This window comes from Thalassospira povalilytica, assembly GCF_002844235.1.
GTDB lineage: Bacteria > Pseudomonadota > Alphaproteobacteria > Rhodospirillales > Thalassospiraceae > Thalassospira > Thalassospira povalilytica.
Window position 1 is genome coordinate 804,985 of the sequence record NZ_PGTS01000002.1, and the last position, 26,076, is coordinate 831,060.

The window sequence follows — 26,076 nt, forward strand, 5'->3', positions numbered from 1 at the left end:
CCCCCTGCCTGATGGAGAAAACAGCATGACCGGTTTTGATCGCGCCACCCTTCGCAAGGCGGTTGCCGACCGTACATCACAGGCGATTGATGATCTTTGCGCACTGGTGCGTCATGACAGTCTTTTGGGCAATGAAGCATCGGCGCAAGACTGGATCGCCGATCAGTTTGCCAAGATGGGACTGGATGTTGAACGTGTGACGATTGACATCGACGCATTGCGCGATCAGCCGGGTTTTTCCCCGCCGGTGATTGAAGATTATGACGGGCGGGAAAACGTTGTCGGCTTGCACCGCCCGAAAAACCCGACCGGTCGCAGCCTGATCCTGAACGGGCATATGGATGTTGTGCCGACCGGACCGGTTGATCAATGGCGGCGTGGTCCGTTTGATCCGCATGTCGATGGTGACTGGCTTTATGGACGCGGTGCCGGTGATATGAAGGCCGGTATCATTGCCTATTGCCATGCCCTTCGGGCACTTCATGATATCGGGCTTGAACCCGCCGCCCCGGTCACCCTGCAATCGGTGATCGAGGAAGAATGCACCGGCAATGGTGCACTTGCCTGTCTGCATGCCGGGTATCGTGCCGATTGCGCGATCATTCCCGAACCGTTCAACCAGACACTTATGACCGCGCAGCTTGGCGTGATGTGGTTCCAGATCCATGTATCGGGAAGCCCGGCGCACGTTCTCGATACCTCGGCCGGAAGCAACGCGATTGAGGCGGCCTTTGGCTTTTTTGAAGTTCTCAAAGAAGTCGAGGATATCTGGAACCATCCGACCGACCGGCATTGTGCATACGGGGCGCATGTTCACCCCGTAAACTTCAACCTTGGCAAGATCGAAGGCGGTGAATGGGCATCGACCGTGCCGCCGGTATGTACGGCCGATATCCGTGTCGGTTTCTATCCGGGGATGGAGCTTGCAAAAGTGCGCGAAACCATCGAGATGGTCAGGCAAAGCGCGCTTGATAATCATCCGGCCTGCAAGGGTGCAAAGATCGACATCATCTATCGCGGTTTTCAGGCCGAAGGATGCGAGATGGATACCAATCATCCGATGATGACGATGATTGGCGATATCCATCAGGAAGTGACCGGAAACACGATTAAAAACTATGCCTCGACCGCGACCACGGATGCGCGTTTCTTCCAGATTTACGGCAATATCCCGGCCACCTGTTACGGGCCCAAAGCCGAACGGATTCACGGCATTGATGAACGGGTTTCAATCGCATCGATGATGGAAGTCACCGAGGTCCTTGCGCTGTTCATTGCAGACTGGTGCGGTGTGCAAAAGCGTGATAGCTAAACCCGAATAAATTATTCAATTTTGTCACCAAAGGAGAGCTTCATGAGCGTTCAACGTTTCCACACCGGCCCGCGTATGAGCCAGGCCGTTGTTCACGGCAACACCATCTATCTTGCAGGCCAGGTTGGCGATCCCAAAAGCGACGTGACCAACCAGACCAAAGAATGCCTGGCAAAGGTTGACGCACTTCTGGCCGAATGCGGTTCGAGCAAGGAAAACATCCTGTCGACCACCATCTGGCTGGCTGACATGAAAGACTTCGCTGCCATGAACGAAATCTGGGATGCATGGGTACCGCAGGGCCACACCCCGGCACGTGCATGCGGCGAGGCAAAGCTTGCCACCCCGGAATACCTTGTCGAATTCATCGTGGTTGCGGCAAAACCGTAATCGGATCGATCCGAACACAAAAGCCCGGCATATCCCCATATGCCGGGCTTTTTGTTTGGGATGCCTCGGGTCAGGCCCCGTGTTCCCGGGTCACAATCACGGAACTGGCTTCTAGTGTCCGGTGGACCGGGCATTTATCCGCGATTTCAAGCAGCCGCTTGCGCACGTCATCGGTAAAATCACCATGCAGGGTGATCAGGCGTTCAAACCGGTCAATCTTGCCCGACTTGCCGATTTTTTCCGACGCACATTCCGCGCAATCATCCGCGTGAATTTTCTGATGGCGGATTTCAACCCGGATGCCATCAACCGGTATTTGTTTGTGATCGGCATACATGCGAAGCGTCATGACCGTGCAGGCCCCAAGCCCAGCCGCAAGAAAATCATAGGGTGACGGACCGCTGTCAAACCCGCCGACATTTTCCGGCTCATCGGCAATCATGCGATGGTGCCCGGCAATGACCATTGACTGGAATTTGCCAAGACCGGTTTCGCGCACCACCACGCCTTCGGCCGGTTCCGGAATGTCTTCCACGGCTTTTGGAATATAACGCGTCGCCCATGCGGCAATCACCGTTGCCACATATTGGGCATCATCGGGATTGCGCAGCAAATGGTCCGCATCATCAAGGGAGACAAAGCTTTTGGGATGTTTGGCCGCATCATAAATCCGCCCGGCATTTTCAATCCCCACCGTCTGATCCATCGGTGCATGCAACACCAGCAACGCCTTGTGCAGCCTGGCCACCGATTTTTCGATGCTGTGATTGCGCAGATCATCGACAAATTGCCGCTTGATCACAAAGGGACGCCCGCCAAGCGATACTTCCGCCTGCCCGTCGCGGTCGATATCGGCAAGGTAATCGTCAAAATTATGGGTGACATGTTCGACATCGGCCGGGGCACCGATGGTGGCAATTGCCGTTGCCTCGGGCACGCTATCGGCCACGGCAAGAACCGCCGCCCCGCCCAGCGAATGGCCGATCAAAAGTTTGGGCGCGGCAAATTCATGACGCATGAAATCCGCCGCGCGTCGCAGGTCTTCAAGGTTCGACGTAAAATTGGTCGATGAAAAATCCCCACCCGATCCACCAAGCCCGGTAAAATCAAATCGCAAAACGCCGATCCCCTGCAAGGTCAGGGACTGGGCAATTTTGCGCGCCGCAGTCAAATCCTTGCTGCAGGTAAAGCAATGGGCAAACAGCGCATAGGCCCGCACCGGCCCGACCGGCAAATCCAGCCTTGCGGCCAGTTGCGCGCCATGGGCACCTTCGAATGTCAGTTTGATGGGCTTGACCGGCATGGATGTCTCCGTGTCTGCAAACCGAAAAACGGCTTTGATTACATGGAATTCACGGTAAAGTTTCGAACGTCTTTTTCCACCATAACAAGCGCCCCACATCATGACCATTCTTGAAACACCGCGCACCATCCTGCGCGAAGCCAACCATGACGATGCCCCGTTCATCCTGCAACTACTGAACGAACCGGGCTGGATCCGGTTCATCGGCGATCGCAATATCCATGATCTAGCCGCTGCGCGCGATTACATCGATCTGCGCTTTCGCGAGAATTATGAAAAGCTGGGATTTGGAATGTGTGTTGCCGTTGAAAAGACCACCCGAAACCCGATTGGCCTGATCGGTTTTGTCAAACGCGAAACCCTTGATGCGCCCGATATCGGCTATGCCGTGACCGAGGCCCACCAAGGCAAGGGATATGCCTATGAAGTTTGTTCTGCCCTGCTTGATCATGGCTGGAACGTCTATGGCTTTGACAAGGTTTACGGGTATTGCCTGCCTGACAACGGCCCATCCATTCACATGCTGGAAAAGCTTGGCCTGACATTCCTGCGTGATCAGGATGTCAATCTGTCGGGCGAGATGTGCCGACTTTATATGGCAATCCGCCCATAGGCCCAAAAGAAAACCCCGCATCGATGACTGCGGGGTTTTCCATTTTACTTGCGGCGAATGCCGATTTTGCGTCCGACCCCGGACGGGATCGGAAGTTCGGCATGGGCTTCGCGGATCCGGTTAAGGGTCGTCATGATATCATCGGGAAACGGGGCCGACCGGCGTTCCGCCATATTGATATGCATGGTGATGATTTCGTTGGTCGAGGCCAGCCAGCCTTCGGTGCCATGGCGCATTTCATGATACATGTGAATGCGTTTCTGATCGCAATCAAGCACCCTTGTATAGATGACGAACGGGTCATCCTGATGAATTTCCCGATCATAGGTCACATGCATTTCAAGCCCGAAAGTCGACCCGCCGCGCCGTTCGGGATAGGTATATCCCATCCCCACCGCATCAAGAAATGCCATCGATCCCAGATCAAAGGCAACGACGTAATAGCCGACATTCATATGCCCGTTGAAATCAATCCATTCCGGTTTGATTTTGCCACGAAACGCTTCGAGCGGTTCCGGGGCGAACAGATCGGCACTGATCATTTTTCGACCGCCTTTACCACGGCGACCGCGGCAAAGAAATCTTCAAGCGAATGACCGACCGATTTGAAAACCGTGCATTCCCCGTCGCTTTGACGTCCGGAAACGTCCCCACGGGTCAGACCGAACAGATCACCCAGGATATCGGTTTTGGCGATCGCACCACTATTGATCGCCTGAACCACATCGCCGCCTTCGGCACTGGCCCCTTCGAAGCTGTCGACAAAGATCCGGCATTTTGCCATCACGCCATCATCGGTTTCGCGCATGGTTGGTTTGAAGGCACCGACCAGATCAACATGGGTGCCGTCGCGCAGCCAATCACCGCGCACAAGCGGTTCGGTCGAAAGGGTGGCGCATGAAATCAGGTCTGCGGACTTACAGGCCGTTTCAAGATCATCAGTACCCGACGCATTGAAGCCAAGTTCGGCAATTTCCGCGGCAAGCTTTGTCGCCTTATCGGCATTGCGGTTCCAGATCGTGACATTTTTGATCGGGCGCACCGATGCATGGGCCTTGATCAATTGCGGGGCCATCGCACCCGATCCGACCATGACCATGTCAGTCGCATCCTTGCGCGCCAGATAATCCGCCGCCAGGGCCGATGCCGCGGCCGTGCGGCGCGTGGTCAGTTTGGTACCATCAATCACGGCGGATGGCTGACCGGTTACCGCATCCAGAAGAACATAGGTTCCCGAAACCGCCGGAAGATTGCGCGCCGAATTCCCCGGCACCACGGCGGCGATTTTCACCCCCGCGGCCCCGTCCTTTTGCCAGGCCGGCATGATCAGGAAAGTCGCATCATCCTCGTTGCTGCGTTCCATGTTGAAATGGCTGCGCAGCGGGGCTTCGCACCCTTGGGCAAATCCGTTGCGCAGGGCTTCGACCAGGTCCCGGGGCGATACAAATTTGTCGATATCTTCAGCAGTGATGAAACGCATGTGCCTTCCTGTAGAATTATTTTTGATTTCAGTTTGGTAGCGGACGTTTTTTATACCACGTCAGGACCGCCCCGTCACAGGACGAGCACCGGTTTTTTATGCTGTTTTTTATGGAAATTGCCGTCGTTTAGGGCAGAAGAAACCGCTTGAGATGCCCAAACAGTGACCCCGTGCCCAAAAAGACTTCTTCAAGCACGGTAAAGTGGTTTGCCCCCCATGCCTTATAGACCGGGACCTTGTGCCCGGCGCTACCACAATAGGCGCCATAGGCATCACTTTGACGGACGAATTCCGGGCTTTCATTACCGCCGACAATCACCATCATCCGCACATCCACCGGCACCGCATCAAGCATCGGCGAGTTATCGGCCGCAGACGCCGCATCAAGCCGGATATCCTCATTCAGCGTCGTATGACGGATCGGTTCGAGATCAAACACACCCGATATCGGAACAACGGCGGAAAATGGTGCCGGATCGCCAAGCGTTTCTTCCCAGTCATGGGTGGCAAGACGGGCCACAATTTGACCGCCCGCCGAATGGCCGGAAATCGAAATGCGGTCGCGATCACCGTTAAAGTCTTCGATATGGCGATAGATATAATCAATACAGCGCACGGCTTCGTCGGTGATATCAGCCACCGTTACATCCGGGCACAGATCATAATTCGGGCAAATCACGGTAAACCCGGCCGCCACCAGATCACGGGCGACAAAGGCGTAATCCTTTTTGTCCTGGCTGCGCCAATATCCGCCATGGAAAAACACATGAACCGGTGCCCCCGGTTCCGATGCCATGAAAACATCCATGGTTTCCTTGGGACCGTCGCCAAAGCGGACATCGATCTTGCCGCCAAGCTGGGCACGCGTTTCATCGGACAGTTTCACAAACCGTTCGAAATGGGTCATGAATTCCGGCACGGTTTCGCGCGGATTATATTGCCATTCAAGTTCAGCAGATGTGAAACCACCCCAAGCCATCGGCACCTCGGACATTGCGGGACTGAACGTCACAGGATTTGACGTCCTGTTTCGATCTTTCTTCAATTTTACCCTGTTTGCAATCACTTCGGATAAGGGATGCGTATTTTTACGCGTTTTCATACCCGGCGATTGATTGGTCGGGACCGGAATGCGAAACTGCTGGAAACAATTTTTATATCAACCGGATAGCACCCCATGTCCCTGCCCCGTTCCTGCCCGTTTCCGTCCACGGATACCGACCGCACCCGTATCTGGGAAATGCTGGTTTTGCGTGATATTGCGGCCTTTGTCGCCGCCGACTGGTCAATGGTTGCGGATGATTTCAAGGCAGACGGGTTTTACGCGATTGATGCCTGCAAATCCGATAATCCCGATGACTGGAAAATGATGTTTCCCGATCTTGGTGCCTATCGCGATGAATGGCTGCGCCAGGCCGTCGAAGCCCAAAAGATCGACTTTGCCGAGGACCTGTTTGACGGGGTATTTCGCGCCACCAGACTTGAAAAAATCGACATCACCGGCAACCGGGCACTGGTGCGCAAACATTTTAACGGGCGCATCAAAAAAGCAGACGGCACAGAAGACCGTCTGCTTTGGAAAACCCATTATTACTGCGAAAAGCAGCCGGATGGAAAATGGCTGATTACCGGGTTTACCGGCTATCTGCCCAACCATGACCCGGCGTAAATCCCGGGTTCATCCAACACATTTTCGTTTGATTACAGAACCTTGCCGCGCGCTTCCACATCGACGGTTTGGATCGCATCACCGCGCACCAGATGCACCTGATCAAGCATATTGCTGACCACGCAGACATGGTTGGGGATGATTTCAATCCGTTCGCCAATTTCAAACGGGGTCAGACCCGCGTCAAAATGCAAAATGCCGTGTTCTTCGGAGAGCCCGACCACAGCAACATCGGGATGACCAACGACATAGCCATACCCGTCAAGTCCCAGAAGATCAGATGTCAGAACCTTGGACCCGGCATCAATGATCGCGCGGCCCGGGGCCGGAAGCGACACGATTTCGGTCAAAACACGAAGCGCACAATCATCTTCCGCACACACACCACGCGCCATCAGCGACCGGTCATTATAGATATAGGTTCCGATACGGTATTCGGTGATATTGGCGACCTCGTGGGCCTTCCACATGTCCGGAGTTCCGCCGGAACTTCTGATCGGGCAGTCAATGCCGACCGCCGCAAGCTTGGTCATCGCATCCCCAAAGAATGCCGCAACCTTGTCACCACCCCCGGCCGCCGGATAGGTCATCAGACCAGCAAAGGATATGCCCGGAAGGGTCTTGATCTTTTGCGCAAGCTCCAGGGCCGCCTGCGGGGTCTGAACGCCGCAGCGCCCACCACCGGTATCGCATTCAATCAGGATTTCAAGCGGCTTGGCACTATCGGCAAAGGCACGCGACAGACCATTGATCACCGGGAGGTTATCGGCCACCACGCGAAGGGTTTTGACCCGGTCAAACAAAGCCCGCAGACGGGCAAGTTTGCGATCCCCCAACACGTTATAGGTCAGAAGAATGTCATCCATGCCAGCATCGGCCATGACTTCGGCCTCGCCGATTTTCTGACAGGTAATCCCCTTGGCCCCGGCATCAAGTTGCTGTTTGGCAAAGGCCGGAAGTTTGTGGGTTTTGATATGGGGGCGCAGCGCAATCCCATGCTTGTCGCAATAGGCCTGATAGGCATCGATATTCCGATCGACCGTATCAAGATTGACCACCGCACAAGGCGTATCAAGTTCGGGATATTGCGGTGAACGGGTCATGAAAAACGTCCTTTGATATTCGGTGGTGACGCGAAGGGTGCAGTGGCAATCGACAATCAGCCTGCCTTTTGGGCAAACGGATCATCGACAATCGGCCAAAGCGGACGTTTGACATGACGGTATCCGTTGGTTTTCGGATCCGACGGATAAGGACCATGCACATCGATATAGATGATCTCGCCCGCGATCTTGGCGAAGGCATCGTAGAAGTGATTGGTCGATTTGATAAACAGATATTTTTTTGATTTCGGATCGATGCCCATGTTGGAAAACAGGCTGGGATCGAAACTTTGCGACCGGTTGGTGTTCAAGATGACCTCACCCCCGCCCGGAAGTTCAATCACCGCGCAATCGCCAAGCGGCACGATGCTTTGGCCGAAATACTGCCAGGCATCGCGTTCAAGCTTTTTGACCACCACCTCGGCATCAATGGGTGCGCCCGCATGGGCCCCGGTTTTCCCGCCAAAGCGCAGCGGCAATGTCGCGCCCTCACCAGCCGAGAAACAGGTCTTTACCGCCATCGGATCCCAAAGGGTGCCAAAGGCATAATCGGAAAGCCCGCGTTCCATCACCGCACGCAGCAAAATCGTGCTGTCGCCCGGAACCCCGCCACCCGGATTATCCCAGACATCGGTCAGAACAATCGGCTGTGCATCGGATGCCAATGCCTGATCAAGGGCGGCTTCGGGTTTGAGGAATGTCGGGCGGGTGGCCCCACGGAAACCAAACAACTCAACCCCCAGGTCTCGTGCTATCTGTGTGGCTTCCGCAGGGTTATTGTTGGTGGTGACAACGACCTTGGCCCCAAGATCGGGAACGTCACCAGCCATAAATCCGTGAATGAACGATATCGACAGGATATCGCCCGTGCCTTCCATATCCTTTGCCCGGTCGATAAAGGACCGCATCGGTTCGCGCGATGTCGGCAGAACTTCGATCATGTGGCAATCAAACACCGCCTTGGTCGGGGTGATTTCACCGCGCAAGGTGCGCAGGACAAGATCAACAACCGCCCGGCCGGTTTCGACAAAATCGGTATGGGGGAATTCCTTGAACGCCACGATAATGTCGGCATTGTCGACCCGAAGTGCTGTCAAATGACTATGCGGATCGAAACTGGTGCCGATCACGACATCCGGACCGACCAGATCGCGAATGCGCGAAATCAGGTCACCTTCGCAATCAAGATAATCCTGCGCCACCATTGCCCCGTGCAGGCCAAGGATCACGCCATCCACCGGCATGGCCGCGCGCAACTGACCAAGAACCTCGTCACGGAGCTGTTCATACGTCTCGCGGCTGACCAACCCGCCCGGTTCGGCCCAGGTTGCGGTTCCTTCGATCAGTTCCCAGCCTTCCTTGGCAGCGCGAAGACGGCCTTCGGTAAAGACGGCACTGCACAGCGTCGGTGTGACCGGATGTTGGCCGGGAGGTGCGTAAAAGCTTTCCTGAAAATCGGAAAAATCAGTTCTTAAAGGGGAAAATGTATTGGTCTCGGTTGCAATCGAGGCGCAAAAAATCCGCATGGCCCGTGCCTTTGTTATTGGTCTTATCAAATTGGAAAATGGAATCCGAAGGGGCAGAACCCTGCCCCTTCGGCAGATGGAACGGCTTATTCCATGTAACGGCTGGCGTTGGCCTTATCGACTTCCTGCTGGAACAGGTTCAGAAGCTTGACGCCTTCGTCACCGAGGCTTTCCTGAACGTGTTTGACCACGACCGGCTGGGTTGCTTCTTTGAACTTTTCACGGTCTTCAGCCGACAGTGCGGTGATTTCCATTTTGTCCTTAAGACCGGCAAGGCCACGATCAGATGCCTCGATCACGCGCGAAACACCACGGCTTGCAACGACGCAAGACTGCGCAGCGTAACGAATGATTTTCTGCTGATCGGCGGTCAGGCCATCCCAGAAGGTTTTCGACAGCATCATGGTGTAAGGCGAGAACAGGTGGTTGGTCAGCGTCAGGTAGCCCTGGACTTCGTTGAACTTGGCAAAGGTCACGGTCGGAACCGGGTTCATCTGACCATCGATCACACCGGTCTGAAGGCCGGCATAAACTTCACCCCAGGCCATCGGGTATGCTTCTGCACCGAGCGCCTGCATGATTTTCTGATGCGAAGGCAGCGACATGGTACGGATACGGATGCCTTTGAAATCTTCAAGCGTCGCGATGGAATGCTTGGAGTTGGTCACAGCAAAGAACCCGCCGGTATCGGGGAAGCCAAGAACCTTGACGTCACCAAGGGTGCCTTCGATATCCGATGCAAGTGCCGAACCGAACGGACCGTCAAACACATCATAGGTCGATGCGTTGCTGTCGAACGCGAATGCAAGGTTCAGAACATCAATGCGCGGATAATAGGATGCCAGCGCACCGGTCGAGGTCAGCGTCGCCTGAATCAGGTCATCGCGCACCATCTGAACATGTTCGGCAGCCGAACCAAGCTGGTTGGACGGATAGACTTCGACCTTGATTTCGCCATTGGTGTCAGCTTCGACAATATTGGCAAAAACCGCGGTGCAGGCATGGGCCGGGTTTTCAAACGGGTCGGCCTTGTTGTCATGCGCGAATTTCAGAACCTTGGTTTCGGCAAACGCCATCGAGGTGCTGCCCATCAGCATCGCAGTGGCCAGGGCAGCAGCGCCCAAACGCTTTACGGTTTTCATTCTTACCTCTCCTTGATGTAACGACTTTATGGTGTCCGGCATCTTGTTTTGGTGCGCGCCCCGGCCCGGACTGACCGGGGCTGTCTTCAACCCGCTGGCCTAGCGGAAGCCAAGCAGTCGCGGTATCGCGAGTGCCAGATCCGACCAGAAGGCAAACAGGAACAACACGCCCAACTCGGCCAGAAGGAACGGCCAAAGCTGTGCAGCAATTTTTTCAAGCTTTTCACCCGTCACTGATGACAGCACGAACAGACAGGCCCCGACGGGCGGCGTCATCAGCGAGATATTGAGCGCAAGGACAAAGATGATCCCGGCATGGATCGGGTCCATCCCGATCTGAAGGGTCAGCGGAACCAGAACCGGCGCCAGAATGATCAGGATGGCATTGATATCCATCACCATGCCGATCATCAAAAGCAGGCCGACAATCATGAAGATCACGATATAGGGGTTTTCCGAAACGCCCAGAACAAGGCTTGCGACTTCTTGCGGAATGCGGTTGAAACTCAGCCACCAGCCAAGGATCGACGCAAAGGCAATGATCACAAAGATCACCCCGGTCACACGTGCGGTGCGCACCAGCATCTTGAAGAAATCCGCAAAGCTGAGCGCGCGATAGATGAACACCCCGATAAACAGCGCATAGCCGACGGCAACCGATGCCGCCTCGGTCGGTGTGACAACCCCGCCAAGAATGCCGCCAAGAATGATCAGCGGCATGATCAGGGCCGTAATCGATGATTTGAAAATCTGCCAGATTTCCAGAAGTGTCGCCCGGCGTTCATTTTTCGGCAGGTTCTTGGCACGTGCAGTCACGGCAATCACGGTCATGCAGATCAGACAGATCATCAGACCGGGCAGGATCCCGGCGGCAAACAGACCACCGATCGAAATCCCCATCAGCGACCCATAAACCACCATCAAACCCGACGGCGGAATGGTCGGGCCGATGATTGATCCGGCCGCAGTAACCGCACAGGCATAGTCGCGGCGATATCCGCGTTCAACCATCGCAGGCACAAGCGTCTTGCCAAAGGCCGCCGCATCGGCGGTCGCCGCCCCGGTCAGACCGGCAAAGAAGACCGATGCCAGCATGTTGGTATGGGCAAGACCGCCGCGCATATGCCCGACAAGAGCCTGGGCGAATTTGACCAGACGGCTGGTAATGCCGATATGGTTCATGATTTCGCCAGCCAGAATAAAGAACGGCATGGCAAGGAACGGGAATACGTTCAGACCGTTAAATACCTTGCTTGGGCCTTGGGACAGGAACATCCCCCCGCCCATGTCAAACAGGCCGACAACACCCGCCACACCAAGGGCAAAGCCGATCGGCATGCCCAGAACCATCAGAACAACAAAGATAATGGCGACGATCATTCTGCGCCCTCCGCAAGATCAACCGGGATGAAACGGCCCTGATCACGCAAGGCAACAAGAAGAAGCTGGATGGCCGCCAGAAGTGCCGAAACCGGCACTGCGGCATAGGGAAGTGCCAGCGACATGCCGAAAATCATCGCCTGTCGGCGCATGCCGCCTTCGGCAAAACCAAATCCGTAGATCGCCAGATACAGGAAGGCTGCAAGCGCAATCAGATCGACAAGAAACAGGATGGTGCGCTGGATCGGCATTGGCAGGCTCAAGACAAACATCCCGATGCCGATATGTTCGCGGCGCGCAATCCCGGCCGAAATCGCCAGAAGTGCCGCCCAGATCATCAGATAACGGGCAAGTTCTTCGGGCCATGGCAATTGCCAATGGAAAATGTATCGGTCAATAACCCCAAGCCATACATCAAGAACCAGAACCAGCATCAGAACCGCGATCACGCGTTCGACACCCCAGTTCAGGCCACGGCTTAACATTGCTGCAATGGTTTCAACACGGCGTAATGCCATCTTCGCCAAACTCTCCGCTGATGAATCTTTTGTGTATTTTTTCTACATATTGAGTATCATTTTGTAGCTTGTCTACACATTTTTGATATTAAAAGCACAATTTTTCGGCTATTGACCGAAATTTGAAACTGATTTAGGTAGTTAAACTACATTTTAAACAGGATATTGTTTTTACAACGATCCATCAGCCAAAGCAGGGAGTTTTCAATGGCGATCAAACATTATGGCAATGAACGCAGCGGTGCCGGCGGACAGAAATTGCCGTTTTCACCCGCAGTTCGCGCAGGCGACTACGTCTATATTTCCGGTCAGGTCGCAATGAAGGAAAATGGTGAAATCGCCTATGGCGGTATCGAAGACCAGACCCGTCTGACCATGGAAAACGTCAAGGCCGCACTGGCATTGGCCGATTGCACGCTTGATGATGTCTTCAAGATCAATGTCTGGCTGGCTGATACCCGCGATTTCTGGACCTTTAACCGCGTTTATGCCGAATTCTTCCCGGGTGAGCGTCCTGCACGTTCCACGGTACAGTCCCAGATGATGGTTGACGCAAAGATTGAAATTGAAGCTATCGCCTACAAACCGGAAAAGTGATATTTCCCAAAGGGGTGCCAATTTTGGCACCCCTGCCCGACCTTTGAAACAGAACCGGACAAGACCCATGCAACCGACGGCCGACATTATCAGTTTGCTGCGTAACCAGTCGGGTGACTTCCCCAACCGGGAACAGCTGGTTGCCAATTATGTCAGCGAGAATCTGGAAGCGGTTACCACGATTGCCCTTTCCGATCTTGCCAACAATGTTGGCGTCAGCGAACCGACGGTCATTCGTTTTTGCCGGACACTTGGTTGTGACGGGTTCCGTGATTTCAAAATGCGTCTGGCGCAGAACCTTGCGGTCAGTATGCAGTATCTGACATCCGAAGACATTTCGGATGACACAACAGATGCAGACGTTCTTTCAAGTCACGTTCTGGGCGTTATCATCGACAATTTGCGTCTTCTGCGCGAACAGATTTCATCAAGCCAGGTCGATCAGGCTGCCGATATTCTGGTCAAGGCCCGCCAGATTGCATTTTTCGGCGTCGGGGGTGGTTCGACCACCGTGGCATTTGATGCCGCAAACCGTTTTTTCCGCCTGGGCATTCCGGCACAATCGCAAAGTGACGGCTATTTGCAACGCATGCTGTCGTCAACTTTGGGACCGGACGATGTGGTTTTTGCCATCTCGACCAGCGGTCGTCCGACCGAGCTGATCCATTCCGCCGCCATCGCCCGGCAATATGGTGCCAAGGTCATCTCGTTGACCAATCCTGACAGCCCGCTTGCTGCGGAAAGCGACCTTGTCATCGGGATCGAAATGCCTGAAAACCCCGATATCTATAAACCCACGGCAACGCGCCATGCGTTTCTGGCCACCATCGATGTCATTGCCACCGCTGTTGCGCGCCGCATGCCAGATCAGGCAAAAGAAAAGCTGCGCCGTATCAGATCGTCCCTTCTGACGGTCAATCTGCCGACCGGGCGCCAGCCCATCGGGGACTAGGCGCGCCCACCAAATTTATCTGCCCCGCACAAAGGTTACCCCATGCCCCAGATCGCATTTATCGGTGAATGTATGCTTGAACTTTCCGGGGCACAGCCCGGGTCTGTTTTCGGCGCTGCAAAGCTTGGCTTTGCCGGGGATACGTTGAATGCCGCGACCTATATGGCGCGCACCAGCCGCCTTCTTGATCCGGCACAATCGGGGACGGCTGCCTATATCACGGCACTTGGTCGCGATGCCTATAGCAATGCGATGATTGCGGCCTGGCAGGCCGATGGCATTGCGACCGATCTGGTCCGCCAGGTCGACGGCGCCCTGCCCGGTCTTTACACCATCCAGACCGATGCGACCGGCGAACGAAGCTTTTCCTATTGGCGCGATCAGGCCGCCGCCAAACAGGTTCTGGCGGGCGGACATGACCAGACCATCAAAAATGCTTTTGCGCGCTTTGACGGGCTTTATCTGTCGGGGATCAGTCTTGCGATCCTGTCGCCTGCTGACCGCCAGAACATGATCAGGCTTGTCGCCGAATATGCGAACCAGGGTGGTAAGGTTTACTTTGATACCAACCATCGCCCGCGCCTTTGGCCTGATGCCAAAACCGCAATCGAAATCTATCAGGCGATTGCGCCATATTGTGACACGGTACTTCCGACCTTTGACGATGACGCCGCCCTTTTCGGGGATATATCCGCGCAACAGACGGGCCAAAGATGGCTTGATGCCGGTCTGCGCGAAGTTGTGGTCAAATCGGGCGGTGCCCCGACCTATTGGTGCAATCGTGACGGACAGTCGGGCTTTGTTTCCCCGCCCGTGATCACCGACATTGTCGATACAACATCGGCCGGTGATTCCTTTAACGGGGCGTTTCTGGCAGCACGGTCACACGGCAACAGCATCGAAGACGCCATTGCCGTCGCCCAAAAGGTCGCAGGAAGGGTGATTTGCCGCCACGGGGCGCTGGTTGATATCAGTGATCTGAAATTCGGCTAAGTTCGCCCCGACCTAGTAATCCAGCCGGTACTGAACACCTGCCTTGCTGTCGATTTCAGTGGTTTCGCTGGTCACGCTGATATTTGGCGTGACTTCGATTTCGACTTCAACCCCGCTTGATCCCGGTGTTGATCCGGCCTTGGTGCCGACATAGACGCCCTTGGTCAGGTATTTGCCGACCTTGACCTCGGGCCCGTTTTCACCGCCACCGACCTGAAGCACATCAGCACCGATAAAGCGCCGGACACTTCCGACCACATCAAGTCCACTGCCCCCGCCTGAAAGCTCGTTCACCGCACTGGCCAGCTGCACGGCTTCAACAGCACTCAGGCTGCCCTGGGATTTGCCAAACAGGACCTGGGACAGAATTTCATCTTCGGGCAAGGACGGCACCGACGTCAGAACCAGTTCAGGATCGCTTGACGGGCCCTGGAACCCGGCGGTGACCTCCAGATCGGCCGTGGTATAGACGCCTTTGATATCAAGCATCGGATCGGGTGGTGATCCCCCGGCAAAGGTGATTTTGGAATCCTTGATGACGAATGTCTTGCCGATGATGTCAAGCTGCCCGCGCAAGGCGGACAATTGACCGACAATGCTGGGATCATCGGTGGTGCCCGAAATTTCAAGGCGCCCGCCCCATTCGGAATCAAGCCCCTTGCCGCGCACAAACAAGCGACCGGGAATATCAACGGTCACGTCAAGGTTACCGGAAAATCCATTATCCTTTTCAGCCGCCTTACGGGCTTCTTCCTTTTCTTCCTCGTCAGGCAGATTGGCGACTTCGATTGTCGGAACCGATTCCGGCAGCGCGAGCGACAAATCCACCTCGCCACGCTGAACGGTAACCGTGCTTTCGATATCGGCACTTTCCTGATTGCCGGTGACCTTGGTGTCAACATCGGCCCAGAATTGCAGTTCATCGACCCGCGACAGGGCGAAATTGCGCAAGGTGGCGGTTACGTCATAGGCCGCCTCGCCGCCATCCTTCACCGTCAGGTCAACCGATGCATCAAGTTTGCCGTTGCCGCCATCGGTTGCGGTGATTGACGGGATCGAAAGCCCGTTCTGATCAAACTCGCCCGCAAGCGTAACCTGTTCAAGGATCGTGCCATAAACAAGGTTCTCGTAATGCCCGTCAGACAGGCCGAGATTGCCTTTCCAGCCGATATCATCAAGTGTTCCGACAACATCAAGTTCCAGATTGATCGTGCCCGATACCTGATGATCCGGCGCCGGTACATAGGGCCAGAATTCGGCAATTTCGCCATTCATCCGCACACTTGCCGATACCGGTGCGGCAAGATCGGGACTGAAATTCTGCGCAAGGACCGAAACCGCAAGCGGGACTGTCCCCTGTGCCGACAGGATTTTGACATCGCGATTGCCAAGATTGGCCGTCCCGTTAAGGATCCCCTTGGCAAGATCAAGGTTAAGAACCATTTCGAACGGCTCCATATCCTTGACCGTGTTTGCGGTAATGCCACTGATCCGGCCTTTGACCGCAGCCACGGGCAAAGTGCCCTTGGTCTCGCGCAAGTTGGCCGACAGATTTGCAACACCGCTTAGCCCGTCATACCCGGCAATACGGCCCCATGGCCCCAGATCGACATCATCAAGCGAAAGGTCACCGGCAATCGATTTCTGACCTGCTTCCTGCGCAACCGTTGCCACCAGATGACCGGACCCGACGGTTACATCAGCATCCAGGTTTTGCTGACCGTTCGCTGCCATGACAAATTGCAACGGACGGCGCAGTTTGATGGTCTGATCGCTAAGCGCGAAGTCGAACTTGTCCGCGACCACACGGATATCATCCCCCAACCCGATATTGGCAGCCAAATCCGCCGACATCGGAACATTGCCCTGATAAAATCCGGTCGTGTTCATCGTGACGTCAAAGGCATCCAGCCCACCCATAATCCCGACGGTAACGTCATCAATGGCGATGGGTGAAAAGACGATATCCTTGCCATCAATATCGGCCTTGATATCGGGCTGGGCAAAGGCATCACGGATTGTCGCGGCAATATTCACATTCTCGATCATTGCCGGATTGCCATCGGGCTGCTGATCAATACGCAATCCTTTGGCCAAGGCCGACAGCGTGACGGTTTGACGCCCGTCTTCCGGCACAAAGCCGATATCGCCGCTGATCGTTCCATTGGCAAATGGCCCCCCGAAATCGCCAAGCATTTCGGCATCAAGCTTGGTTAGCTCAAGACTGCCCCGCATCGGGACGGCATACCCCGGCAGAACAAGTTCACCGCCCAGATCCAGAAATTCACCGCGCAACAGAATGTCGCTGATCAACAGATCATTTTCCGGCAGGCGCACATTCGCCGCGATGTCATAGGCATGCTTGCCCAGATTGAACGAACCGCTATTGCGCAGCGCCAATACTGCCTGATCCGACCATGACATGCGGCTCGATAACACCACATTATCAATGCGTTGTCCGCCGGCTTTGACATTTGGCACCCGCAGGTCAATCTGACCAGGCGGGGCGGCAATATCCCCGTCCAGACGCACTGAAAGCTTTGCCGGTGCAATCGTCACCCCGATATCGGGTGGCACCGTGCCCGGCGCGACATCAAGATCGGCCGTAACGGCAAGACGTTCAAATTCGTTTGTGATGTCGACTTTGATCGGCCCATTAATCGTTGCGGCATTCACCGCATCCAGATCAACCATCAGATCAAGGTTGGGCAGAAGCGCAACCTTGCCCGAAATCGTGGGGGACGGGCCGACAATCCGGTCAAGATCGGAAATCCCGAACGTGGTTTGCGTGCCCGAAACCGTCACATCACTTTTCAGACCGTCCTGTTCCGACCAGCTCAGATTATCAAGCGTAACCTTCCCCTGCCCGCCAAGATCAAGACCGGAAATCGGCGCAAAGATCGACAGATCGGCAACATCACCGACCAGCTTGGCGCCGTTAAGCGAAAATGTGTCATCAATTTCAGCAGAACCGTTGACCGCCATTTGCGGCGCAGTCAGCACCAGTTTGCCGACCGATATCCTCGAAAAATCCGGGTTGACCAGCGCATTGAGCGAAAGTTCCTGATCCGCACCCAAAAATGCGCCAAGATCGCTGTCCTGCCAGACGGTGCCCGACGTCGATGCATCAAGGTTTGCCGCAACCGGCCCGTCCCCATCAGATGCCGGCATATTGGCGCGCACTTGCATGCGTGCGATCGTCGAAACCGGTGTTGCAACATCCTGACCATCAATCGCAACGACAAGACCGGGCATGGCAAGATCGCCATTGGCCTCGACCGACAGTGCAACCTGCCCCCAGCGTACCGCATCATCAAGCAGCCCGGACAAGGCCGGATCAATATCACCATCCAGCCGTGCGGCAATCAGATTTTCGGCCAAATCAAGATGTGCACTTGCCGACAGATCAAGCACATCTGCCATCGCCACCGTGATGCGATCAAGGGCAAGTTTTTGATCATCCGCATTGAATGCCCCGCCAATGCCAAGGGCAATATCCCCCCTTAGCGGTTCGGGCAAATCACCGGAAATACGGTCAAATGTCTGAACCCCGCCATCCAGCGAAAAGGCCAGAACATCGGATGACAATTGCACACCAACATCGCTGGCCAGCGCCGCATAACCGTCTGCGGTCAGTTCAAGTTTGCCGTTCCAGTCATCGGCCGGACCATCCCCGGCAAGCTTGATGCGTACATCGGGTGCAATATCGGGCGTCACCCCCGCAAGGGTCATGACCACACCTTCGCGGCCCAGTTCCCCGTCAATTCTGGCCGACAGTCGCTGTTTGGGACCATCAAAATCAAGATCGACATCAAGCTGATCGCTGCCACCATCAAGTGGCTGCAAATTCAGCGCAGCTGTCGCCGAAAGATTGGTGCCGATCGCGCCATTGGCCTTAAGGCTGTATAAAAATCCCTTGCCCGAAACCGGATCAACCAGCGCAATTTCGCGAAGATCAATCGCATCAACCGACACAGCAAGCGGCAAACTGAACCCGCCACCGTCATCTGGGGCTTCGTCATCGGGGGTATCGGGAAGACTGCCATCAGGGAGCACGATGCTGGCGGTTTGCAAACCGACGTGATTGATTTGCAATTTCCCGCCCAAAAGGGCCAGTGGCGACCAGTCAAAATCGACCTGGTCAAGATCCAGGTGAAAGCCGTCTGCCGGGCGTTCCATTCGCAAGCCATCAAGTGTCAGCCCGGTCCACAAGCTGCCCTCAATCCGGCCAAGCTCAAATGAACTGTCGGTCGCAGCCGAAACCGTTTCATTGATCATCGGCGTCAATGCGCGCAATACCGGTCCGGTCCCGGCAATCCCGACAACAGCAGCCACGGCAAGGACGGTACCACCAACACCAAACGCACCGTAACGCGCCCATTTCAGGGCTGGTGTACGGCGTTCATGTTCATGCGGCTTATTCTCTGACGGAAGTTCAGACCTGGTCAAAATGCCTGCCCCAGACTGATATAGAATTGATAGTCATCATCGACGTTTTCACGCTTATCAAGTGGCACGGCAACGTCAAAGCGCAATGGCCCGACGGCGGTGTAATACCGGAAACCGAGACCGGCCGCCCATAACAGGGAAATGTCTTCGGGTTCGCTGCGTGCATAGACATTGCCGCCCTCGACAAACGGCACAACGCCGAAACTTTCGGTGACCCGGGCACGGAATTCAAAACCGAGTTCAAGAACCGAACGCCCGCCAAGCGGATCATGATCATCATCAAGGGGGCCGACTTTCTGATATTCATAACCACGGATCGACCCGCCGCCACCGGAATAATAGCGTTTGTTCGATGGCAAATTGCCGCGTTCCTCACCAATGATTGTCCCGGTCCGCGCCCGTGCGGCCAAAACATAATCCCCGTCATCATCAATCGAAAGATATTGCGACCCGGACAGCGACACCGATGTGAAATTGGTATCATGGTCGGTCAGCCCCATATAGGGCGACACATTGATTTCAAACCGCGTTCCGCGCGTGGGATCAAGCGGATTGTCCGTATTGTCATGGCGCAGGATACCGCGCAAACCGGCAAGGTAGAATTCCTCGTTCGGGGAATCCGACCCGGTCAGGTCGGAATATTCCGCCGTCACGCCAAGGGTCGTCGACCAGTTTTCACCAAGTGGACGTTCGACACCGACAAAACTGTCAACCGTTGCCCCCTGATAGGCATCGGTATCGTTGTTTTTTGCATTCGCCTCGGCCACCAGGGCCTGTTTGCGTTGCAGGAATTGCGGCTTTTTGAATTCCGCACTTAGACCCTGTTCAAGGCTTGAGGCATCGGCGCCAAGCCGCAACCTTTCACCGGCACCGAATAGGTTTCGATGCTCCCAGAATGCGTTGGCGCCCGGACCATCCGCGGTCGAAAAATCAACGCCGCCGCCGATTGACCGCATTTTGCGTTCGACCACATTGATTTCGACGGGGATCTCGCCGCTTTCGCCCACCGGGCCTGCGACCTTGACGATCACACTGTCAAACAGGTTGGTCTGCGCCAGATCGCGCCGCGTTTCGCGCACCCGTTCAGGACTGTATTGCTCGCCGGCCCGCCAACTGCGATATCCCGCGATGAAATCCTGATCGACCTCGTCGGCACCATTGACCGTAACCGCGCCGAAATTGGCCTTTGGCCCGGTTTCAAAGGCATATTTGATCGAAATGGTTTTCTGTGCGGTATCGGCCATTACCGTGCGCTTGGTCGCCTTGACCAGCGGATAGCCCTGATCACGCAGGATATCGACACCGAATTGTTCACCAAGAATGATCGGTTCTGCAGTGGCGCGCTGACCGATTTGCAGGCGGGTTCTTTCAAGTTCGGCATCGGTTGCCGGGCGTTCGACGACTTCGTCCGGGCGCACAATCACCAGGTCAACCGACGCAATCAGATATGGCGCACCGGTATCGATCATATAGGTCAGAACAAGCGGTGTGGGTGCGCCATCGCCATTCTCACCATTATTACCGTTATCACCGTTTGCACCATTGTCGCGGTGATCAGCTTCATCAACCGTGTCTTGCGACGCGGTGCCATTCACCGTGTCATTTGCGGTGACATCGTCATTTTCATTATTCTCGCTGCCCGCCGGATTGCCGTTTTCTTCGACGGGCGCGTCATCACCGGTTTTTTCGGTGATCTCGAACGTGATCTGGCCGTCATAGAATCCGTTGGATCGCAGAACCGCCTGGAACCGTTCAACATCATCTTCGGCCCGGCGTTGCAGTCCGGCACGCGATGCGGTCGGGCGTGACTGCAACCGGCGCGCGGTACTGACCGCGTTCAATGCCTCGATCAGCTGTTCTTCATGATCGTCAATGCCGGTCAGTTCCACCTCATAGGGGATGGTGGTGCGCAGATCAGCCGGGGCTTGTGATTCGCCATTGCCAAACCCGAAATCCAGCCCGCCAATTCCTTCGTCAGATGAGCACGCAGCCAGCATCGTTCCCGCCATCAATAGCGGAACGATCGCAGCAGATCGCCCATATGATCCAAATTTGCGGCGGATGCGGCTTGTCAAACGTCATATCCCTTGTGCTTTGTGTCCGGTCAGGTGACGCCAGTTAACATCGTTTGGCGTTCTTTTATACCCTTTGATCCCATCAGGGATTGTTGCAAACAGAATTGTTGTTATTTTCAAAACAGCGAACTGAAAACACCATATTTTCATTCATCTTACAGGTCGAGTGTCACCAGTGCCACTTCCCATGAAAAAATGGCATGGCTGTGAACAATATTCGCACTTGTGAGCTTTTTGGTTTGAGCGTACCGGGAGTTGCGCGCAACATATGCATCACATCCAATCGCAGGAGGTCCGTCTCGTGGCTTCGACCCAGACCAATACCGTCATTATTCGCAACGCAGTACGTGCCGACCTTGATGGGCTTTGCGCCCTTGAGAACGCCAATTTTCAAAGCGACCTGATTTCGCGCGCCTCTTTTTCGCGCTTCTTGCGTCAGGCATCTGCGCGTCTGCTTGTTGCGGATGCCGGCGATGCCGACAAACCGGCCATTGTCGGATACGGATTGCTGCTGTTGCGGGCCAATGCGGTCGTCGCCCGGATTTATTCGCTTGCGATTTCACAGGAATGGCGCGGCAAAGGTCTTGGCACACAGCTTCTGGCGGGGCTTGAGAATCTGGCAATGGATGCCGGTTGCCATCGTATGCGCCTTGAAGTGCGGGTTCAAAACGACACCGCGCGCAATCTGTATGAGCGCCACGGCTATCAGAAGGTCGCCGATCTTCCGGGCTATTACGAAGATGGCGGTGATGGCATTCGCCTTGAACATGCGCTCTATGACGGTCAGACCGATGTTACCCCGGCGGTTGCCACCGGTGCGCCGCTGATCCTTGTTGATCGCCTGTCCGATCAGCGTTTTGCTGTTTCGGGTGCGCGCGTCATGCGGGTGCGCGACTATCTTGCGCTTGATCACGGGGTGCGCAACCGCCGTGTGATCAACCTGTGCCAATCCTATGAATATCTGTCGCGCGGCTATTATTGCAGTCTTCTGGCTGCTGCGCGTGCCGAACGTGTCATTCCCGAGGCCGATGTGCTTCTCGACCTTAACTGGAAACGTCTTCAGAAAACCGCGCGTTCGGAACTCAGCCCGCAGATCATTGATGCGCTGGCAAAATCGGGCCATGGCCCGGAACAGGCACCGGACCATATTGATGTCTATTTCGGACGCACCGCCGACAAACGGTTCCGCCAGATCGCCGAACGGGCGTTTGACCAGTTCCGCTGCCCGATCCTGCGCCTGCATCTGAACAAGCAGGACCGCAAGATTTTGCGCGAAATCGAAGCCCCGTCCCTGGGTCAGCTTGATGACAGCAACCTTGCCGAATTTGAAGCAGCCCTTCGCGCCTATTTGCGCGGACGTGTGCGCAAGCAGGGCAACGTCACCCCACCGACCGCCCTGGTCGCGATCCTGCATGACCCGGACGAAGTTTTGCCGCCGTCAGACAAGGAAGCATTGGCAAACTTTGTTCAGGCCGCATCCGATCTTGGCGCCAAGGCCGAACTGATCACGGCCAAGGATTTCCATCATCTTTCGGAATTTGATGCCCTTTTGATCCGCGAAACAACGGCCCTTGATCACCACACCTATCGCTTTGCCAAACGCGCGGTAAAGGAAGGCATTCCGGTGATTGATGATCCGGACTCGATGTTGCGTTGTACCAACAAGGTCTATCTGGCCGAGTTGCTGCGCACCCATCGTATCCCTGCCCCGAAAAGTGCGATTTTTGACAAGCGCCGCATTGCCGAAATCGGTCAGCAATTCAGCTTCCCGTCGGTTCTTAAAGTGCCGGATGGCTGCTTCTCGCGCGGGGTGCGCAAGGTGAAATCCCCCGAACACCTTAATGAAGTCGCGACCGAGATGTTCAAGAACTCGGAACTTCTGGTCATTCAGGAATATGTCGAAACGACATTTGACTGGCGTATCGGTGTTTTGGGCGGCGAGCCGATCTTTGCCAGCCGCTATTTCATGGCGCCGGGCCATTGGCAGATCGTCAAACATGAAGATGATGGCAAAAGTTTCGAGGAAGGCGGGTTTGAAACCGTGGCCGTCGAAGACGCGCCTGCCGATATCGTTGCAACCGCCCTTGCCGCGGCCCGCCTGATGGGCGATGGCCTTTATGGTGTGGATGTCAAGGAAACCCCGCATGGCCCGATGGTGATCGAGGTTAATGACAACCCCAATGTCGATGCCGGGGTCGAGGACGTGGTTCTGGGCATGGAGCTATATCGCCGCATCATTGCGCATCTTCTGGGCAAGATTGCCCGCCCCTGAATTCTCAATCGCACAATAAAAAAGGCCGGGTTTACCCGGCCTTTTTGTCTATGAAGACGGCGGCTTGCAGTTTGTCACGCCCGTATCTTGCCATCAGATCAAACTCGTTGCGCAGGATCGGCACCGACAAACAATCACTGCCATTAAACGGTTCGTGATCATCGCCGATATCGGGATCACTCACATAGACAAACCGGTCATCAAAGCCCGACACCACGACCCAATGCGGGATCTTGTCACCGTAAATGCGGTACTGGCTGATCAGGACCAGCGCCATCTTGCCCTGTTTGGCGCGTTCTTCGATTTCGGCCACGCCAAACGGTCCGGTCGTCACCGCAATGCCGGCATCCTGGGCCTGACGAGCAAAATCATAATGCACCAGTTCGACCACTTCGCGGTTTTTGGGTTTGCGCACCGTATCAACAAAAAGCGGCCCGTCGCGACTGCTTAGCACCTCGGCACCAAATCCGCGACGATTGGCCGCCAATGCCAGTCCCAGCGGACCACATCCGCCATGACCCGATGTCATGAACACGGTGGTTGCTTCGCGCCACAGGGCAATTTCCAGATTGCGATCAAGTTCAAGTGACGGATCAAGCGCATTCATCGCCATCATCAGGGCCGCCGGGCCGCAGGTAAATGGCAATGTCTGGTGATAGAAATGAATGGGGGATGGCAGACGCAAGGCATTGGGCACCAATACCTTTTCCATGCGCAACGCGTCGGAATGATCGGGGTAATAATCCGGATAAAGCGCAAATTCGCGGTAACCCGCCGCATGAAACAGCGAAATGGCGCGATCATTTTTCTGACTGACTTCCAGACGCAGGATCGGCGCGCCGAAATCAAGGCTGAGTTCTTCGGCCCGGATGATCAATTGCTGCCCGATCCCCTGCCCGCGCCATTGCGGCGATACCGCCAGGGAATAAAGACGGGCAAGCGCGACATTGCGCCGGAAAATCACCAGCGCATAGCCAACCACGCCATCATCGGTGCAGGCAACGCACAGACGCGCGGTTTCGCTTCCGACAAAGCGTTTGAATGCGCGCCGGTTCAGCCGGTCAATTTCAAAGGATTGATCTTCAATTTCGCACAGCGCATCAATGTCGCCAGGCACGGCCAACCGGATATCAATTTTGGCCTTTTCACGCGTATTCAAAGTCACACCCACAGCAGAAAATCTGACACACGGTATCATACCGTCCTGTCATATCGACATGATTTGCAAAAATGCGATAGTGCAATTTTGGCAGGCGTGCCGCGCATTTATGCGATGGGGACCGTTCCCATCTCACAAATTTCAATAAACGGACAGCCGCACTTAGGCGCGCGCAGCAATGCGCGGCAATAGCGGCGACATGTCATAACCGGCATCAGATGCCGATTTGATAATGTCCTGAACCGGCAGATTTCCGGCATTGGCCAGCGACCACAGGATCGTGCAACGCGTGCCGGTCCGGCAATAGGCAAAGATCGGCTTTTCCGCCGCGGCAAGATTGGCGGCAAATGCGTCGGCATCGGCGTCCGAGACATTGCCACTTGCGACCGGCTGGAAAATTGCCTTGATGCCGGCGGCTTCGGCCTTGGCGGCAATCTCGGCAAAGGATGGCTGGCCCGGGTCTTCATTATCCGGGCGGTTACAGATGATGGTCTTGTAACCGGCCTTGGCAATCTCGTCGATCGCATCAAGTGGCAATTGCGGGGATACCGTCAGGTCGTCGCTCAGGCGTTTCATTTTTCTGTTCCGTTATGTCTTGCCGATGGCGTACCGCAATCTGCCCGTCAAAACGGACATGTGCAGAACACCTTAACTGATACGGATGCCACTATAGCGCGGTCGTTGCAACCGCTTGAACAGAAAATTGTCATGTGCAGACGACTGACAGCAACCCGCACGTTATTTCGAAAGCGGACAGGTCCGAACACCCAGCAACAGATAAAGCGGGCAAAACCGGAAGGCCGCCGTCAATAACATGACAATCCCGGCTGCAACCATTACCCAGCCGAATGTCCCATAGGCCACCATCCCCTGTTCGGGTGTTGCCATAATCAGCGGCAAGGCAATCAGAAACGCACCGACACAGGCACGCAATACACGATCAATCATCCCGACATTTGCCATGACATCCTCCTTGGGCCGTCGCTGTAAGATCACACAAGCATTATATCATTATGTATTGATTTACATTGATAATGATCAATTGGCGGCCAATTCGAAGACATGTGATTTGGATTATTGCCCTTGTATGAGCGGCATGTAAAAAGGGGAAAAATCAAAACACATCAAAACACATCAGGAACC

General features: G+C 55.2%; 22 protein-coding genes. 8 read left to right on the forward strand and 14 right to left on the reverse strand.

Translation table 11 applies throughout. The annotated features are described in order from the left end of the window. Nucleotides 1–25 precede the first annotated feature (25 nt). Together CU041_RS08035 and CU041_RS08040 are read left to right on the forward strand one after the other, a co-directional pair. Nucleotides 26–1,312: a M20 family metallopeptidase gene (locus CU041_RS08035; RefSeq protein WP_101246357.1), complete on the forward strand. Its 1,287-nt coding sequence runs from the start codon at nucleotides 26–28 to the stop codon at nucleotides 1,310–1,312. 42 nt (nucleotides 1,313–1,354) lie between these two features. Further along, nucleotides 1,355–1,702: a RidA family protein gene (locus CU041_RS08040; protein ID WP_068517389.1), complete on the forward strand. Its 348-nt coding sequence runs from the start codon at nucleotides 1,355–1,357 to the stop codon at nucleotides 1,700–1,702. A gap of 70 nt (nucleotides 1,703–1,772) precedes the next feature. On the opposite strand, the gene CU041_RS08045 is transcribed toward CU041_RS08040, so the two are convergent. Then, nucleotides 1,773–3,005, reverse strand: a complete 1,233-nt coding sequence (locus CU041_RS08045) for a bifunctional alpha/beta hydrolase/OsmC family protein (protein ID WP_101246476.1) — start codon at nucleotides 3,003–3,005, stop codon at nucleotides 1,773–1,775. A 100-nt stretch (nucleotides 3,006–3,105) separates the two neighbouring features. Between CU041_RS08045 and CU041_RS08050 the strand changes: the two genes are divergently transcribed. After that, nucleotides 3,106–3,618, forward strand: a complete 513-nt coding sequence (locus tag CU041_RS08050) for a GNAT family N-acetyltransferase (protein WP_101246358.1) — start codon at nucleotides 3,106–3,108, stop codon at nucleotides 3,616–3,618. Nucleotides 3,619–3,662: 44 nt separating this feature from the next. On the opposite strand, the gene CU041_RS08055 is transcribed toward CU041_RS08050, so the two are convergent. The 3 genes from CU041_RS08055 to CU041_RS08065 all read right to left on the reverse strand — a co-directional run bounded on the left by CU041_RS08055 (nucleotide 3,663) and on the right by CU041_RS08065 (nucleotide 6,110). Further along, nucleotides 3,663–4,160: a thioesterase family protein gene (locus CU041_RS08055; protein WP_068517386.1), complete on the reverse strand. Its 498-nt coding sequence runs from the start codon at nucleotides 4,158–4,160 to the stop codon at nucleotides 3,663–3,665. Next, nucleotides 4,157–5,098: a bifunctional Delta(1)-pyrroline-2-carboxylate/Delta(1)-piperideine-2-carboxylate reductase gene (gene lhpI, locus CU041_RS08060; protein WP_101246359.1), complete on the reverse strand. Its 942-nt coding sequence runs from the start codon at nucleotides 5,096–5,098 to the stop codon at nucleotides 4,157–4,159. Before lhpI ends, CU041_RS08055 begins: the two co-directional genes overlap by 4 nt. 127 nt (nucleotides 5,099–5,225) lie before the next feature. Further along, nucleotides 5,226–6,110 carry an alpha/beta hydrolase gene (locus CU041_RS08065; RefSeq protein ID WP_233433042.1) on the reverse strand — a complete coding sequence of 295 codons (885 nt, stop codon included), beginning with the start codon at nucleotides 6,108–6,110 and terminating at the stop codon, nucleotides 5,226–5,228. A 165-nt stretch (nucleotides 6,111–6,275) separates the two neighbouring features. Here CU041_RS08065 and CU041_RS08070 point away from each other — a divergent pair, with 165 nt between their 5' ends. Continuing rightward, nucleotides 6,276–6,767 carry a hypothetical protein gene (locus tag CU041_RS08070; protein ID WP_101246360.1) on the forward strand — a complete coding sequence of 164 codons (492 nt, stop codon included), beginning with the start codon at nucleotides 6,276–6,278 and terminating at the stop codon, nucleotides 6,765–6,767. Nucleotides 6,768–6,799: 32 nt separating this feature from the next. On the opposite strand, the gene CU041_RS08075 is transcribed toward CU041_RS08070, so the two are convergent. From CU041_RS08075 to CU041_RS08095, 5 genes are all read right to left on the reverse strand, one after another. After that, nucleotides 6,800–7,870 (reverse strand): D-TA family PLP-dependent enzyme, encoded by a 1,071-nt coding sequence (locus tag CU041_RS08075; RefSeq protein ID WP_101246361.1) that lies wholly within the window; start codon nucleotides 7,868–7,870, stop codon nucleotides 6,800–6,802. Nucleotides 7,871–7,926: 56 nt separating this feature from the next. Further along, the gene (locus tag CU041_RS08080; RefSeq protein ID WP_101246362.1) at nucleotides 7,927–9,396 is read right to left on the reverse strand and encodes a M81 family metallopeptidase; all 1,470 of its coding nucleotides are present in this window, start codon (nucleotides 9,394–9,396) and stop codon (nucleotides 7,927–7,929) included. Between the two features lie 86 nt (nucleotides 9,397–9,482). Beyond that, entirely contained in the window at nucleotides 9,483–10,538 is a 1,056-nt protein-coding gene (locus tag CU041_RS08085; RefSeq protein ID WP_068517381.1) for a TRAP transporter substrate-binding protein, read from the reverse strand. Nucleotides 10,539–10,637: 99 nt separating this feature from the next. Further along, nucleotides 10,638–11,918, reverse strand: coding sequence for a TRAP transporter large permease (locus CU041_RS08090; protein WP_101246363.1), 1,281 nt, complete (start codon nucleotides 11,916–11,918; stop codon nucleotides 10,638–10,640). Next, nucleotides 11,915–12,436 (reverse strand): TRAP transporter small permease, encoded by a 522-nt coding sequence (locus CU041_RS08095; protein WP_068517379.1) that lies wholly within the window; start codon nucleotides 12,434–12,436, stop codon nucleotides 11,915–11,917. The genes CU041_RS08090 and CU041_RS08095 overlap by 4 nt, the downstream gene beginning before the upstream one ends. A gap of 207 nt (nucleotides 12,437–12,643) precedes the next feature. Between CU041_RS08095 and CU041_RS08100 the strand changes: the two genes are divergently transcribed. The 3 genes from CU041_RS08100 (at nucleotide 12,644) to CU041_RS08110 (ending at nucleotide 14,978) form a co-directional block, all read left to right on the forward strand. Next, nucleotides 12,644–13,033, forward strand: a complete 390-nt coding sequence (locus CU041_RS08100; RefSeq protein ID WP_068517378.1) for a RidA family protein — start codon at nucleotides 12,644–12,646, stop codon at nucleotides 13,031–13,033. Between the two features lie 67 nt (nucleotides 13,034–13,100). Continuing rightward, complete coding sequence (locus tag CU041_RS08105) at nucleotides 13,101–13,985, forward strand: MurR/RpiR family transcriptional regulator (RefSeq protein ID WP_101246364.1); 885 nt, start codon at nucleotides 13,101–13,103, stop codon at nucleotides 13,983–13,985. Nucleotides 13,986–14,027: 42 nt separating this feature from the next. Beyond that, on the forward strand, nucleotides 14,028–14,978 hold the full coding sequence (locus CU041_RS08110; protein WP_101246365.1) for a sugar kinase: 951 nt from the start codon (nucleotides 14,028–14,030) through the stop codon (nucleotides 14,976–14,978). Nucleotides 14,979–14,990: 12 nt separating this feature from the next. Here CU041_RS08110 and CU041_RS08115 read toward each other — a convergent pair whose 3' ends face one another. Beyond that, complete coding sequence (locus CU041_RS08115; protein WP_101246366.1) at nucleotides 14,991–19,427, reverse strand: translocation/assembly module TamB domain-containing protein; 4,437 nt, start codon at nucleotides 19,425–19,427, stop codon at nucleotides 14,991–14,993. Beyond that, complete coding sequence (locus CU041_RS08120) at nucleotides 19,424–21,502, reverse strand: autotransporter assembly complex protein TamA (RefSeq protein WP_233433043.1); 2,079 nt, start codon at nucleotides 21,500–21,502, stop codon at nucleotides 19,424–19,426. Before CU041_RS08120 ends, CU041_RS08115 begins: the two co-directional genes overlap by 4 nt. Nucleotides 21,503–21,803: 301 nt before the next feature. Between CU041_RS08120 and CU041_RS08125 the strand changes: the two genes are divergently transcribed. Then, nucleotides 21,804–23,774 carry a GNAT family N-acetyltransferase gene (locus tag CU041_RS08125; protein WP_101246479.1) on the forward strand — a complete coding sequence of 657 codons (1,971 nt, stop codon included), beginning with the start codon at nucleotides 21,804–21,806 and terminating at the stop codon, nucleotides 23,772–23,774. Nucleotides 23,775–23,805: 31 nt separating this feature from the next. Here CU041_RS08125 and CU041_RS08130 read toward each other — a convergent pair whose 3' ends face one another. The 3 genes from CU041_RS08130 to CU041_RS08140 all read right to left on the reverse strand — a co-directional run bounded on the left by CU041_RS08130 (nucleotide 23,806) and on the right by CU041_RS08140 (nucleotide 25,896). Further along, nucleotides 23,806–24,933, reverse strand: a complete 1,128-nt coding sequence (locus CU041_RS08130) for a peptidase C39 family protein (protein ID WP_233433044.1) — start codon at nucleotides 24,931–24,933, stop codon at nucleotides 23,806–23,808. Between the two features lie 162 nt (nucleotides 24,934–25,095). Further along, on the reverse strand, nucleotides 25,096–25,509 hold the full coding sequence (locus CU041_RS08135; RefSeq protein ID WP_068517373.1) for a TIGR01244 family sulfur transferase: 414 nt from the start codon (nucleotides 25,507–25,509) through the stop codon (nucleotides 25,096–25,098). 162 nt (nucleotides 25,510–25,671) lie between these two features. After that, nucleotides 25,672–25,896 (reverse strand): YgaP family membrane protein, encoded by a 225-nt coding sequence (locus CU041_RS08140; RefSeq protein ID WP_068517372.1) that lies wholly within the window; start codon nucleotides 25,894–25,896, stop codon nucleotides 25,672–25,674. Between the last annotated feature and the right edge of the window lie 180 nt (nucleotides 25,897–26,076).

Bases quoted from the DNA above. Each gene is read 5' to 3' on its own strand.
- CU041_RS08090 (WP_101246363.1), bottom strand. From the start codon at position 11,918: ATGATCGTCGCCATTATCTTTGTTGTTCTGATGGTTCTGGGCATGCCG.
- CU041_RS08070 (WP_101246360.1), top strand. From the start codon at position 6,276: ATGTCCCTGCCCCGTTCCTGCCCGTTTCCGTCCACGGATACCGACCGC.
- CU041_RS08100 (WP_068517378.1), top strand. From the start codon at position 12,644: ATGGCGATCAAACATTATGGCAATGAACGCAGCGGTGCCGGCGGACAG.
- CU041_RS08140 (WP_068517372.1), bottom strand. From the start codon at position 25,896: ATGGCAAATGTCGGGATGATTGATCGTGTATTGCGTGCCTGTGTCGGT.
- lhpI (WP_101246359.1), bottom strand. From the start codon at position 5,098: ATGCGTTTCATCACTGCTGAAGATATCGACAAATTTGTATCGCCCCGG.
- CU041_RS08045 (WP_101246476.1), bottom strand. From the start codon at position 3,005: ATGCCGGTCAAGCCCATCAAACTGACATTCGAAGGTGCCCATGGCGCG.
- CU041_RS08135 (WP_068517373.1), bottom strand. From the start codon at position 25,509: ATGAAACGCCTGAGCGACGACCTGACGGTATCCCCGCAATTGCCACTT.
- CU041_RS08080 (WP_101246362.1), bottom strand. From the start codon at position 9,396: ATGCGGATTTTTTGCGCCTCGATTGCAACCGAGACCAATACATTTTCC.
- CU041_RS08055 (WP_068517386.1), bottom strand. From the start codon at position 4,160: ATGATCAGTGCCGATCTGTTCGCCCCGGAACCGCTCGAAGCGTTTCGT.
- CU041_RS08095 (WP_068517379.1), bottom strand. From the start codon at position 12,436: ATGGCATTACGCCGTGTTGAAACCATTGCAGCAATGTTAAGCCGTGGC.
- CU041_RS08035 (WP_101246357.1), top strand. From the start codon at position 26: ATGACCGGTTTTGATCGCGCCACCCTTCGCAAGGCGGTTGCCGACCGT.
- CU041_RS08050 (WP_101246358.1), top strand. From the start codon at position 3,106: ATGACCATTCTTGAAACACCGCGCACCATCCTGCGCGAAGCCAACCAT.
- CU041_RS08105 (WP_101246364.1), top strand. From the start codon at position 13,101: ATGCAACCGACGGCCGACATTATCAGTTTGCTGCGTAACCAGTCGGGT.
- CU041_RS08085 (WP_068517381.1), bottom strand. From the start codon at position 10,538: ATGAAAACCGTAAAGCGTTTGGGCGCTGCTGCCCTGGCCACTGCGATG.
- CU041_RS08040 (WP_068517389.1), top strand. From the start codon at position 1,355: ATGAGCGTTCAACGTTTCCACACCGGCCCGCGTATGAGCCAGGCCGTT.
- CU041_RS08110 (WP_101246365.1), top strand. From the start codon at position 14,028: ATGCCCCAGATCGCATTTATCGGTGAATGTATGCTTGAACTTTCCGGG.
- CU041_RS08075 (WP_101246361.1), bottom strand. From the start codon at position 7,870: ATGACCCGTTCACCGCAATATCCCGAACTTGATACGCCTTGTGCGGTG.